Source organism: Coprococcus sp. AF16-5 (assembly GCF_003479365.1).
In the GTDB taxonomy this organism is placed as follows: Bacteria; Bacillota; Clostridia; order Lachnospirales; family Lachnospiraceae; genus Coprococcus; species Coprococcus aceti.
Genome location: NZ_QUGZ01000005.1, coordinates 129,840 through 142,639 on the forward strand (window position 1 = coordinate 129,840; position 12,800 = coordinate 142,639).

Annotated in this window: 10 protein-coding genes and 1 other RNA gene; 4 read left to right on the forward strand and 7 right to left on the reverse strand. The window is 46.9% G+C overall.

Annotated elements, in window-relative coordinates:
* Positions 1 to 9: 9 nt before the first annotated feature.
* Positions 10 to 723: a hypothetical protein gene (locus DWW70_RS12535; RefSeq protein ID WP_055223258.1), complete on the reverse strand. Its 714-nt coding sequence runs from the start codon at positions 721 to 723 to the stop codon at positions 10 to 12.
* 198 nt (positions 724 to 921) lie between these two features.
* Here DWW70_RS12535 and rnpB point away from each other — a divergent pair.
* Positions 922 to 1,281: RNase P RNA component class A (gene rnpB / locus DWW70_RS12540), an RNA gene on the forward strand.
* Positions 1,282 to 1,411: 130 nt separating this feature from the next.
* Here rnpB and DWW70_RS12545 read toward each other — a convergent pair.
* The 5 genes from DWW70_RS12545 to DWW70_RS12565 are packed head-to-tail and all read right to left on the reverse strand — an operon-like array spanning position 1,412 to position 7,268.
* Positions 1,412 to 2,419 (reverse strand): uridine kinase family protein, encoded by a 1,008-nt coding sequence (locus DWW70_RS12545; RefSeq protein WP_055273287.1) that lies wholly within the window; start codon positions 2,417 to 2,419, stop codon positions 1,412 to 1,414.
* A gap of 8 nt (positions 2,420 to 2,427) precedes the next feature.
* Positions 2,428 to 3,153: a tRNA (adenine(22)-N(1))-methyltransferase gene (locus DWW70_RS12550; protein WP_117549346.1), complete on the reverse strand. Its 726-nt coding sequence runs from the start codon at positions 3,151 to 3,153 to the stop codon at positions 2,428 to 2,430.
* Positions 3,154 to 3,200: 47 nt separating this feature from the next.
* Positions 3,201 to 4,388 carry an RNA polymerase sigma factor RpoD gene (gene rpoD, locus DWW70_RS12555; protein WP_022216124.1) on the reverse strand — a complete coding sequence of 396 codons (1,188 nt, stop codon included), beginning with the start codon at positions 4,386 to 4,388 and terminating at the stop codon, positions 3,201 to 3,203.
* A 32-nt stretch (positions 4,389 to 4,420) separates the two neighbouring features.
* Positions 4,421 to 6,235, reverse strand: coding sequence for a DNA primase (gene dnaG, locus DWW70_RS12560; protein WP_117549348.1), 1,815 nt, complete (start codon positions 6,233 to 6,235; stop codon positions 4,421 to 4,423).
* Positions 6,236 to 6,263: 28 nt separating this feature from the next.
* Positions 6,264 to 7,268 (reverse strand): deoxyguanosinetriphosphate triphosphohydrolase, encoded by a 1,005-nt coding sequence (locus DWW70_RS12565; protein ID WP_022216126.1) that lies wholly within the window; start codon positions 7,266 to 7,268, stop codon positions 6,264 to 6,266.
* Between the two features lie 160 nt (positions 7,269 to 7,428).
* Between DWW70_RS12565 and uvrC the strand changes: the two genes are divergently transcribed.
* Together uvrC and yfbR are read left to right on the forward strand one after the other, a co-directional pair.
* Positions 7,429 to 9,252: an excinuclease ABC subunit UvrC gene (gene uvrC / locus DWW70_RS12570; RefSeq protein ID WP_117549471.1), complete on the forward strand. Its 1,824-nt coding sequence runs from the start codon at positions 7,429 to 7,431 to the stop codon at positions 9,250 to 9,252.
* 13 nt (positions 9,253 to 9,265) lie between these two features.
* Positions 9,266 to 9,868, forward strand: coding sequence for a 5'-deoxynucleotidase (yfbR, locus tag DWW70_RS12575; protein ID WP_118649962.1), 603 nt, complete (start codon positions 9,266 to 9,268; stop codon positions 9,866 to 9,868).
* Positions 9,869 to 9,955: 87 nt separating this feature from the next.
* Here yfbR and ftsH read toward each other — a convergent pair whose 3' ends face one another.
* A complete protein-coding gene (gene ftsH, locus DWW70_RS12580) occupies positions 9,956 to 11,761 on the reverse strand; it encodes an ATP-dependent zinc metalloprotease FtsH (protein ID WP_117549473.1) in 1,806 nt (601 codons plus the stop codon).
* A gap of 262 nt (positions 11,762 to 12,023) precedes the next feature.
* On the opposite strand from ftsH, the gene DWW70_RS12585 reads away from it, so the two are divergent.
* Positions 12,024 to 12,737 carry a hypothetical protein gene (locus DWW70_RS12585; protein ID WP_118649963.1) on the forward strand — a complete coding sequence of 238 codons (714 nt, stop codon included), beginning with the start codon at positions 12,024 to 12,026 and terminating at the stop codon, positions 12,735 to 12,737.
* Positions 12,738 to 12,800 lie beyond the last annotated feature (63 nt).

Sequence of the window (12,800 nt, forward strand, 5' to 3'; positions counted from 1 at the left end):
TGTAAAATCTTATAATAATCCCTGGATATATAATATCCCGCTCGTGAACTTGTCACCGACGTTATTCACGTAATTCCTGTATTCCTTATAGTCTATATAATACTTCTTTCCCCATGAAGATACAACAAGATATTCTCTTCCTTTTATGGTGCACACTCCTGTAACAGTCACATAATGTGAGTGGACATTCTCCCTGATGGAGCTCTTCAGCTCACCGTCCTTGTCCACATAAAGGCTGATACCCTTCTTGCCAAATGGATTGTATCTGTTAGGTCCTATGGCCAGTATGACCGGCTTATTCTTTCTTATGAGATGTCTTATATCTCTCAGCATCGATTCATCGGACTGCATCATCTTCCACTTTGCCTTGAGCCCTATGTCGTTCAGCATGAAATATCTGTTCATCGTATGCTTGAGTGCTATTCCCAGCATACCCTTGTGCATGAGAAGTATCACGTAGTGCACATAGAAAAATCTCACATACTCAAGATAGTCATGCTTGTTGTATAAGCCTTTTGGCTTGTTGATCTTTCGGATGGCATCGGTCATCATATTCGGATTCTGCTCAGCAAGATACATCGTGAGGTCTGCCATGGCTATAACACCACATCCGACCTTCTGCATCTTCTTTGACTTTGACCAGTTCTGATTGCCACCGTAGCTCACCAGATTCAGATTCTTTATCTTCACATAATCTCTATTAGTTAAATATACATCTTCCATTGTTAGTCCTTTCCAGCGCTGTGTGCGCCATATGCCTGAAGTCATATATTAGTCTGCTCGTCTTTGCTATAGATTATATCATGAATCGCAATCCACATCAAGCATTCTTAACTGTGTTAAGTAGTTTTAAAAACTACATTCGTTGTTTTTTGATTATTTTCACTTTACTTTTTGCCGGTGATTTGTTATAAGATTATATGAGTTGGATAAGTGATCGCGGCTGCATTTTTGCAGGTGAGGAAAGTCCGGGCTTCACAGGGCAGGATGCCGGATAACGTCCGGTGGAGGCGACTCCCAGGCCAGTGCAACAGAAATATACCGCCATATTCGTATGGTAAGGGTGGAAAGGCGAGGTAAGAGCTCACCGCTGCCATGGTAACATGACAGGCTCTGTAAACCCCATCCGAAGCAAGACCAAATATAGCTTCTGCAAAGGAGCTTGTGGAATGATACAGTTGCCCGCTGCATTCCAGGTAGGTTGCTTGAGTTTTATGGTAACATAAATCCTAGATAGATGATCACTCTCGACATAACCCGGCTTACAGTCCAACTCATTCCCTTTCATAGTATTTTTCTTATATTTTGAACAAAAAATACGGCACGGAGACATTTGATTTGCCTCTGTGCCGTATTTTTTATGCTACTGGTTATTCTTATTGGTTATTCTATATCCTTGTGTGAACCTTCATCATATCCTGAAGCATCCGCCACCTATAAATTCTCTGAGTATGGAATTGGCAGGTATGTATTCCGTGTCTATATCGTGGAACATATCTATCAGACGCAGAAGTCTCGCCGCATCCTGGTAATGCTCTGAAGTCTCATCTACCCCGAGCAGCAATGGTCTCGCCTCACGCCGTATGGCGGTATATTCGTACAACAGTCCCGAGTTAAACATCTCATCAGCCTCGCTCTCATATGGGAAGATATATTTCTCCTCTCCCCTTCTGACTGAGCTCCACATGGAAAGTGTCTTCTCCACATCGTTCCCTCTGGTCCTGCTGTCTCTGACTATTCTCCTGAGCAGTCTGCTGTCTATGGTTGAAACCTTTGCCGGCTCGCCGTCCTCACCTTCAACGTACAACTGATTAAGAGGACTTATGTATATCTTGTACTTGTCTTCATCCGCCAGGCCGTATGTCATCTTCGGGTTAAGCGAATGGATTCCTTCCATGATGATAACATCATTTTCACCTATTTTGAGAAGGTCCCCATGATATTCCCTCACTCCGGTCTTGAAGTTGAAAACCGGAAGCTCTATCTCTTCACCGTCCAACAGCCTTGTCATATCCCTATTAAGTGTTTCAAGATCCATGGCCTCCAGGCACTCGAAATCATAGTTGCCATTCTCATCCTTCGGATTGTCTTCACGGTTCACAAAATAGTTATCCGCAGCTATCGCATGTGGTCTGAGTCCCATGGCACGAAGCTGGATACTGAGTCTGTGGGAAAGTGTTGTCTTGCCCGCCGAGCTCGGCCCGGATATCAGTATTATCCTGCGCTTCTGTTCGGAGACTTTTCTGGCTATCTCATACATGCAGTTACTCTGCATAGCCTCGCATACCAGTATGAGCTCCAGTCCCTTTCCTGAATCGATCATCTCGTTCAGCCTGTCGACCGAATCGATACCGACTTTCCTCGCCCACTCCTTTGCAGTTGTCTTTAATGATGTTATACTTCTCTGCTCATCACCCATATAAATATCTACTCCATATCCGATATAAGTCTCAATGCCTCTTCCATGCATTCCTTTTCATGCGTGAGCTCACCGGCACGCCGTCTGGCATTGACCGTATCCGCCTTCTTCAGTCCTTCAAGGACTTTTCCGGTCGAATCAAGCTTATCCCTCAGATACTCTCCGAGGATCTTGTCATGATTATGTATGAGGTAATATCCGTATTTATAATATACTTCATCCATGGCTGACTTATTACCAAAATCCTGTGCTGTCACATCCACGTTCAGTACAACGTAGTATTTGCCAGCATCTATCAGCATTTTTTCTTCTGTGATCTTCCAGCCATTCTCTGCGATGTACCTTCTCAAATGCTCTGTCTCCGACTGGGGCTGCAGCACAAGCTGACCGGCTGACTGTACCACATCCATGCCGGCTTCAAGTATATCCGTTATGAGGATTCCTCCCATGCCGGCTATTATGATGGAATCCACCTCACCCGGAGATATGGTTGCAAGTCCGTTTCCGAGTCTCAGATCAATACGGTCTGTCATATTCCACCTGGCTATATTATCCCTGGCTATAGCACACGGACCGGTTCTAACATCTGATGCTATGACCCGGTCCGATATGCCATTTGCCACAAGGTATATGGACACAAATGCATGGTCGCATCCAATATCACACACTCTGCCGCCGGGCTTTACCATGTCGGCAACAGTCTTCATACGAAGTGACAATTCTATATCTTTCATAATTATTATCCTCGCACCATCCATGCCAGATCGCGCGGTCCTCTCTGCTAGTTATACAGGAAATCCTTGAGCTTTCTGCTTCTGTTAGGATGTCTCAGCTTTCTGAGCGCCTTTGCCTCGATCTGTCTGATACGCTCTCTTGTGACATTGAACTCCTTGCCGACTTCCTCAAGGGTTCTTGGTCTTCCGTCATCCCATCCAAATCTGAGCTTTATAACTCTCTGCTCTCTCTCTGTAAGTGTGCTGACTACCTCGTCGAGCTGCTCGTGCAGCAGTGTCTGGTTTGTCGCCTCAACAGGTGTAGGGATACTCTCATCCTGTATGAAATCTCCAAGATGGCTGTCCTCCTCCTCACCGATAGGAGTCTCCAGTGATACAGGCTCCTGTGCGATCTTCATGATCTCCTGAACTCTCTCCTTTGGAAGTCCCATAACCTCTCCGACTTCCTCTGGAAGCGGCTCTCTGCCGAGCTTCTGAAGCAGATCTCTGCTCACTCTGGTAACCTTGTTGATGGTCTCAACCATATGAACCGGGATTCTTATGGTTCTCGCCTGATCTGCGATGGCCCTTGTGATGGCCTGTCTGATCCACCATGTCGCATATGTTGAGAACTTGTAACCCTTTCTGTAATCAAACTTCTCCACGGCCTTGAGCAGACCGAGGTTACCCTCCTGTATTAGATCGAGGAATAACATTCCACGTCCAACATATCTCTTGGCTATACTTACAACAAGTCTGAGGTTGGACTCAGCAAGCTTCTTCTTTGCCATCTCATCGCCTGCCTCCATTCTCTTGGCAAGCTCTATCTCCTCCTCCGCGCTGAGCAGAGGCACCTTTCCTATATCCTTCAGGTACATCTTGACAGGATCCTGTGTTGTGCTTGATATATCACCTGTATCTGTGAAATCTATCTTCTCAACATCCTCGCCCTCAGCGATCACGTCCTCGTCAAGTGTTGGCTCCTCCTCATCGTCATCTGTTATCTGAAGTATGTCCACACCGTTCTTTTCAAGGAAATTGAAGATCTTCTGCATGGTATCCAGATCAAGGGCAACCTCCTTGAGATCGTTAAAATGCTTGATGAGCTCTGTGTCCTCTATAACGTTCTTCTTGCTGTGAGCTATGTCAAGCAATTCCTGAAGCTTTGTGTTGAACTTTGCGTTGATCGCATCGTCCTCACTCACCTTGATCATATACTTGTCTTCATTTGAATTGATCGCATCCATTGTACTCATATCTTTCCTCCACATAATGTATTGTTTATTTCTTATAAAATAACTTTAAACTTTTCTATCTTTTTCCTGTCCTTGATGAGCTGCTGAACCTTCATCATGTCATTCTCGCTCTCAAGCTGCTTTTTTATGCTGGCAAGCTTTATCTTTTTCACGACCTCGGTTATGGCATTGCCAACCTCCTCCTCGGTCATGTCTATCGCCAGATCTGTCTGGAGCATGCCTGCCACCAGTCTCTGTTCCTCCACATCCTGGAATGTGTTCACCACCACAGCGGGCTCAACCTTGTGCTTCTCCCTGTACTGTGAGTACAGCTTGTCCGCTACGGTCCGGTATATTCCCGGCTCAAAGTCCGCCTCACTCACCACGCCGTCAAGTCTGGCAAACAGCTCCGGCCGGTTCACAAGCCATGTGAGCAGCAGCTTGGCGGTCTTATTATCCTTTGTCTCAGGTCTTCCCGGAGCTCCCGCGCTCTGGTCTCCCGGGAACTCTTCATAGCCCTGCTGTTCCTGGAGTCTGCGGGTCTCCCGCTCCACTATCTCCGGCTTTGCCGTGCCCGCAACACCGTAGGCATGTACCTTCGCGGCTAGGGCATCCTTGTCGATCACATATTTCCTCGCTATGGCATCGACATAATTATTTCTCTCCAGGTCGTCCTCAATATATGCCAGTTCCCTAGCTATCTGGTTCTGGAACTTGGTCAGCTCACCCGGATCGCTCTGGTCATATTCCTCAGAATATATCCTTGCAAGGAACATCATTCCGCTCTCAGCTTTCTTTATCCTCTCCTCAAATGCCTCGCTTCCAAGGTTCTGTATGAACTCATCGGGATCCTTGTACGGTCTCATATTGATGACCCTTGCGCTGACTCCGACCTCCCGGAGAATTGCTATGACCTTCTTCGTCGCCTCCACGCCTGCGCCGTCACTGTCGTACGCCAGATAAACCTCATCGGCATATCTCTTTATTATCCCAGCATGTCCAAATGTAAATGCCGTTCCAAGGGATGCCACGGCATTGTCAAATCCTGCCTGATGCATGGAGATGACATCCATATATCCCTCACAGCATATAAATCCTTTTCTCCTGCTCCGCCTTGCTATGTTCATGGCAAACAGCGTATGGCTCTTGTCGAACACCGCAGTATCACTGGTATTTATATATTTCGGTTTTCCATCGCCCATGACTCGTCCGCCAAATGCGATGACCTTGCCGTTTATATCCAGTATCGGGATCATGGCTCTGTTCCAGAACTTGTCCACACCGCCTTCCTTCTCGCTGATCTCAACAAGTCCCGAGCCCTTCATCTGATCATCTGTATATCCCTTGCTCTTCAGATACCTGTACAGATCATCCCTGTATATATCTGAATATCCAAGCGCAAATTTATTTATCGTCTCATCAGAGAGACCTCTTGTCTCGTGAAAATACTCATAAGCCTTCTCACCATGCTGGCTGTGCTTCAATATATAATGAAAATATGCAGCCGCAGTCTTGTTCATCTCCCTGAGCGTTATCTTATACTGCTCCCTCGACCTCTCCTGGGCGTTCATGGACTTCTCAGGGAGCTGTACTCCAGCCCTCTCCGCAAGTCTCTCCACAGCCTCCGGGAAATTGAGGTTCTCATATTCCATGACAAATGTAAACACGTTGCCACCGACTCCGCAGCCGAAGCAGTGATACATCTGTTTTTCCCTGTTGACCTTAAATGACGGAGTCTTCTCATGATGGAACGGACAGCATGCCTCGTAATTCGCGCCCTTCTTCTTAAGGCTTGCGTAGCTTCCGATAACATCCACTATATCATTTCTTGACAAGACTTCATTTATCACGTCATCCGAATAATACAATTCGATTCCTCCTGTTTGTCAGGTATGCTCAGACCTTCCAGGACTTCGGTATATATATACTCTTAAATGTCTCTATCGCATAATTGTCTGTCATACCAGCTATGTAGTCGCACACGACTGTCTTGGGATCCTCTCCCATATATATCATCTCAACACATTCATTTGTCAGCCTGCTGGCGTCCTCAATGAAGTATTCATACAATATCCTCAGCATCTTGTCGGCCTTGAGCTCCTCGCTCTTGGCTATCGGGTTAGTGTAGAGATATCTGAACATGTATGTTCTCAGCTTCCCCAGAGCATCCCCGATCTCCGCCGACATACCGACATAATCCTTGTCCTGACTCGTATTTATCACATCATGTATGAGACAGTTCAGTCTGGTGCGGGTATTCTTCCCGAGAATGTCGGTGATATTGGTCGGAAGATCCTCCTCCTTCAATATGTTACCCCTTATCGCATCATCTATATCATGATTGACGTACGCTATCTTGTCCGCCAGTCTCACACACTGTCCCTCCAGCGTATGCGGAGTGCATGATGTCTTATGGTTTAGCATTCCGTCCCGGACCTCCCAGGTGAGATTAAGTCCCTCACCACGGTTCTCAAGACGTTCCACAACCCTTACGCTCTGAACATTGTGGCTGAAATTATTGCCCGCGCAGGCCGCAAGTGTCCGCTCACCGACATGTCCAAATGGCGTATGTCCCAGGTCATGTCCCAGCGCTATCGCCTCCGTCAGATCCTCGTTAAGCCTGAGTGATCTGGCTATCGTCCTTGCTATCTGCGACACCTCCAGAGTATGGGTCAGTCTGGTCCTGTAGTGATCATCACCCGGCGACAGAAATACCTGAGTCTTATGCTTAAGTCTCCTGAACGCCTTGCAGTGGAGTATCCTGTCCCTGTCTCTCTGGTAGACCGTTCTGAGGTCGCACTGCTCCTCCGGTCTGTCACGTCCTGTGGACTGATCACTGAACGCCGCATATCTGCTGAGCACTTCGTGCTCCCTTTTTTCCTGCTGTTCCCGTATCGTCATAGAATCTCTCCTATCACATGATCAATATTTCTTACCACACATTTTTATTATTCTCCGTTTTTTCTCAAAATCCTTTTTTATTTTTCAAATTTTCTGATGAAAGAATGACATGATAGTAAGTATAGTGATATACTTATCTAAGATTTTTGAGGTGAATGACATGTTTGATTTTGAAGAAGAACTTAAGAAGCTCCCCCATGTCCCAGGAGTATATCTCATGCACGATTCGGGGGATCATATTATATATGTAGGAAAAGCCATAGATCTGTACAACAGAGTACATCAGTATTTCCAGACCGGCTACAAGAAATCCCCGAAGATTCAGAAGATGGTATCCCATATTGCATGGTTTGAATATATTGTCTGCGGTTCAGAGATCGAGGCTCTCGTTCTAGAGTGCAACCTTATAAAGGAGCACAGACCGCACTACAACACCATGCTCACGGATGACAAGGGTTATCCCTATATCCGCATTACTGTGGAGGAGGATTACCCGCGCATACTGTACAGCCATCAGATGAAACGGGATCACTCCAAATATTTCGGCCCATACACCAATTCCAAAGCGGTGAAGGATATCATAGAGCTGATGAAAAAGCTGTATCACATCAGGAGCTGCAACAAGGTTCTGCCAAGGGATATGGGCCTTGAAAGACCCTGCCTGTATCACCAGATAAAGCAGTGCATGGCGCCCTGTCAGGGATATATCTCCAAGGAGGATTACAACAAAAATGTCCAGGATGCCATAAGCTTTCTGAACGGCAACCACGGTCATGTGATCAGGGATCTCGAAAAGCAGATGAAGGAGCTGTCCGAGGATATGGAATTTGAACAGGCCGCCGAGATCAGGGATCTGATAAAGAGCATCCATCACATTGAGTCCACCCAGAGAGTCGGTGACACAAGCGCAGACGACAGGGATGTGATCGCCATGGCCACCGATCTTGGAAATGAGTGTGTCATATCCATATTCTTCATAAGATCCGGCAAGATGATTGGCAGGGAACACTACCACATGAGCGGCGTAAATGCTGAGGCTTACAGCACGATCATGGAGTCTTTTCTCAAGCAATACTACGCTTCCACTCCATATCTGCCAAAGGAGATCATTATCGAGCAGCAGATCGAGGACTACAAGGTCATCGAGGAATATCTGAGCGCCCGCCGGGGAAGTCAGGTACACATCATTGTTCCCCAGAAGGGAGACAAGCAGAAGCTTCTCAAGCTGGCAAAGGACAATGCTTTTCTGGTCATGAACCAGGATGCCGACAAGCTCAAGCGTGAAAAGGAGCGCACTGAGGGTGCGGCAAATGAGCTGGCACAGCTTATCGGAGTTTCATCCGCAAGACGCCTTGAAGCATTTGATATATCGCATATAAGCGGCTATCACTCCGTGGCATCCATGGTGGTATTTGAAAACGGACGCGCCAAGAAGAATGACTACAGAAAGTTCAAGCTCAGGACCATAGACGGGCCGGATGACTACGCAAGCATGAGGGAGGTACTCACAAGAAGGTTCACAGACGAGCGGTTTAATATCTACCCTGATGTACTCATGATGGATGGCGGCCGGGGTCAGGTCAACATAGCTCTGGAGGTTCTTGACGAGCTTGGTCTCAACATCCCGGTATGCGGAATGGTAAAGGATGACCACCACAGAACCAGAGGACTCTATTACAACAACAAGGAGATAGATTTTCCTGCAAATACACAGGCCTTCAACATGATAACAAGACTTCAGGATGAGGCCCACAGATTTGCAATCGAGTACCACAGAAGTCTCAGAAGCAAATCCCAGATCCACTCAGTTCTGGACGATATTGAGGGCATCGGTCCGGCAAGGAGAAAGGCTCTTCTGGCATACTTCAAGGACATAGACAAGATCCGTGCCGCCAGCATTGCTGATCTCGAGATCCCGCAGGGAATGAACAAGACTGCAGCCACTGCGGTATATAACTTTTTCCACAACGATAAACAGAAGTAACGAGGATTTTATGATGGAATACAACTTTTTTGCACTTATATCACGAATGAAATATATTGACAGATGGGCACTCATGAGGAACAACCGCGAGGAGAATCTGTGTGAGCACTGCCTGGAGGTGAGCATGATAGCCCACGCACTGGCAACCATCGGCAATGTACGCTACGGCAAGACTCTGAACGCCGAGAGAGCTGCACTCATAGGTCTCTATCACGATGCATCGGAGATCATCACCGGCGACATGCCGACCCCAGTGAAATACTACAACGATGATATCAAGACAGCCTTCAAGGATGTGGAAGATATCGCATGCCACACACTGCTTGACAAGCTGCCGGACGATCTCAGACCAGCCTATGAACCGATATTCTTTAAGGATGCCGACGACGAGAATGATGTATATCTTTGGAAGCTCGTCAAAGCGGCTGACAAGCTGTCCGCCCTGATCAAATGCATAGAGGAGACAGGATCGGGAAATACCGAGTTCTCCAGTGCCATGGGTACGATCATGAATTCCGTGTCACAGATGGCTGAGACTTATCCTGAGGTAAACGACTTCGTGTGCGAGTTTTTACCGGCATACGGCAAGACCCTGGACGATCTTCAGCAGATATAATCTAAAGCAGATATAGAAAAAATAGAAGCCGGAGCTTTTTGCCAGCCCCGGCTTCTATTTTTTATTGATTAAATTGCTGTTTTGTTTTTATTCCTGTTCAACATTTTGTTCAGCATTTTCAACTCTGTTGAATATCTCCATGAACTCCTGGCCTGTTATCGACTCCTTCTCTATCAGATACTGTGCGATGGCATCCAACGCATTCATGTGCTCTGAGAGAAGCTTCTTGGCCTCATCATATGCCTTCTTGAGCTGATTTCTAATCTCCTCATCGACCTTTGCAGCAGTCTTGTCTGAACACTGGAGCACTGCATTTCTGTCGAGATATTTTCCCTGAACAGTCTCAAGCTGCATGAGTCCGAACTTGTCTGACATTCCGTACATGGTTATCATCGCTCTCACTGTCTTGGTCGCCTGCTCTATATCATTTGCCGCGCCGGTGGTCACTGACTCGAATTTCAATTCCTCTGCAGCTCTTCCGCCGAGGGTCGTCACAATGTTCGCCTCAAGCTCAGCCTTGGTCTCCATATACTTCTCTTCCTCAGGCACCTGCCATACATATCCCAGAGAACCCATCGTTCTAGGAACTATTGTAATTCTCTGAACAGGCTCAGTGTGCTTCTGGAGAGCAACCAGAAGAGCATGTCCAACTTCATGATATGCAACGACCTTCTTCTCCTGGTCGCCGAGCAGCTTGCCCTTCTTCTCTTTTCCTGCAAATACAAGCTCCACCGCACCAATCAGATCAGCCTGTGAAACCATGCTCCTTCCGGATCTGACCGCAGTGAGCGCCGCCTCGTTTATTATGTTGGCGAGATCTGCTCCAACCGCACCTGCTGTGGCAAGCGCAAGCTCACGGAGATCCACAGTCTCATCCATCTTGACATTTCTGGAGTGTACCTTCAGCGTGTCTATTCTACCCTGAAGATCCGGCTTCTCAACTATTACTCTTCTGTCAAATCTTCCCGGTCTCAGGAGTGCCTTGTCAAGTGTCTCCGGCCTGTTGGTTGCAGCCAGTATCACTATTCCCTTGGATGTGTCAAATCCATCCATCTCGGCAAGAAGCTGGTTCAGTGTCTGTTCTCTCTCCGAATCACCGCCCCTCACGCTGTCTCTGCTCTGGCCTATGGCATCTATCTCGTCTATGAATATTATACAAGGAGCCATCTCAGATGCCTGTTTGAACAGGTCTCTGACTCTCGATGCTCCGACTCCCACGTACATCTCCACGAAGCTTGATCCCGACATGGAGAAAAATGGCACGTTTGCCTCTCCGGCAACGGCCTTTGCCAGAAGTGTCTTTCCGGTTCCCGGAGGGCCGACCAGCAGTGCTCCCTTTGGAAGCTTTGCACCTATAGCCATATACTTCTTAGGGTTGTGAAGGAAGTCGACCATCTCAGTCAGGGATTCCTTTGCCTCGTCCTCACCTGCAACATCTGCAAATGTGACTCCGGTCTTCTTCTCCATATATACCTTTGCGTTAGATTTGCCAAAGCCCATCATTCCGCTCCGCCTTGTCACGAGCGAAAGAAACAGATAGAATGCAGCTATCATTACCACATATGAAAGTATCGTTCCGACCATGGCTGAACCGCTCTCGTCTTTTCCCTCATATGTTGTGGCATACTTCTCATGGGCCGTCTTAAGTCTGTCTGCAAGCTTATCGTCGCTTATCCTCACAGTCACATAGGTGTTCTTGTCCAGAGTTCCATCAGACTCCTTTGAGGTAAATTTGATCTTCTTGGCATATATCTCTGCATTGTCCACCTCTCCCGAATCCAGCATCTCCACAAATCCGCTGTACGGGATCTCTTTTTTCGTTCCATTTGTGATCTTGTCGTATGCTCTCCAGCACAGCAGTGTCAATATCACCGAGATGACAAGCAGAACCATGACATTCCTGTTTTTGCCTTTGTTGCCATTATTCTTGTTGTCGTCATTCTTGTCGTTTTGTTCTTTGTTGTAATCGTTATTCAACACGTTTCTCCTTTTACTCTGATATGGATATCCCATTTATCCATCTATGACTTTACCGCCTAACAAATTATAAGTCAAGTAAACTGTTTGTATGAAATTGTCTTTATTGACATTACGGGGGCTCCGGGGGTACACTTTTTTACAAATTGACAAATATATTCTATATGGGAGGGCTGCAATGCCGGGATACATAATACACCTGTGCGAGGGCAGATACATCGCAGATAAACTTCATATTTCAAAGGAATCCCAGCCGGAGCTGCTGAATGATTTCCTGCTGGGCTGCGTTCTTCCAGATGCGGTTACGGACAAAGCCCTGACACATTTCAGGCCGGAATGGCAGAACGATCTCATAACAAAATATCCGGACATCGATCACATATTGTCAGAATATCCAGTGGAAGCTATGACACCTGCCGACCTTGGCATACTTGCCCATCTCATGATGGACGCCGCCTATGTGGAGGAATTCTGGCCGCAATATTTTCAGTTTGAGGCAGGCGATAACACTCCCACCTGTGTGACACGCGACATAGACCATGTCCGAATGCACGAGCTCAGCATGCAGCCGGAGGGAAGGTGCATCCCATTCCGGGATTTCTTCTCAGAACAGTTTTTCTACGGTGATTACAATGTGACAAATCCATTGTTTATCAGGGATTTCTCACCGATCATACCGAAGGTTTCATCACCTGATATGACCATAAAAAAATGTCTATGTTTCTCACAGAGCAGACTGCAGAGTGATCTCGACTCATTCACCTCCATAGACACCGATGTAGGCAATAATACAACGAATGTATTTCCATATAAAGCACTTAAGGACTTTATCATCTCTCAGGCTGACAGATTCCTCCGCCTCATAGATAACAAAAAAGCATCCACCAGATAAGCCTGTTTCCAGGCTCACCCGGTTGGATGCTTTTTATAGTTTTATTTCCGGCTTTCCCTTATC

Bases quoted from the DNA above. Each gene is read 5' to 3' on its own strand.
- DWW70_RS12565 (WP_022216126.1), bottom strand. From the start codon at position 7,268: ATGACGATACGGGAACAGCAGGAAAAAAGGGAGCACGAAGTGCTCAGC.
- rpoD (WP_022216124.1), bottom strand. From the start codon at position 4,388: ATGAGTACAATGGATGCGATCAATTCAAATGAAGACAAGTATATGATC.
- yfbR (WP_118649962.1), top strand. From the start codon at position 9,266: ATGGAATACAACTTTTTTGCACTTATATCACGAATGAAATATATTGAC.
- ftsH (WP_117549473.1), bottom strand. From the start codon at position 11,761: ATGGTTCTGCTTGTCATCTCGGTGATATTGACACTGCTGTGCTGGAGA.
- DWW70_RS12550 (WP_117549346.1), bottom strand. From the start codon at position 3,153: ATGAAAGATATAGAATTGTCACTTCGTATGAAGACTGTTGCCGACATG.
- uvrC (WP_117549471.1), top strand. From the start codon at position 7,429: ATGTTTGATTTTGAAGAAGAACTTAAGAAGCTCCCCCATGTCCCAGGA.
- DWW70_RS12535 (WP_055223258.1), bottom strand. From the start codon at position 723: ATGGAAGATGTATATTTAACTAATAGAGATTATGTGAAGATAAAGAAT.
- DWW70_RS12545 (WP_055273287.1), bottom strand. From the start codon at position 2,419: ATGGGTGATGAGCAGAGAAGTATAACATCATTAAAGACAACTGCAAAG.
- DWW70_RS12585 (WP_118649963.1), top strand. From the start codon at position 12,024: ATGCCGGGATACATAATACACCTGTGCGAGGGCAGATACATCGCAGAT.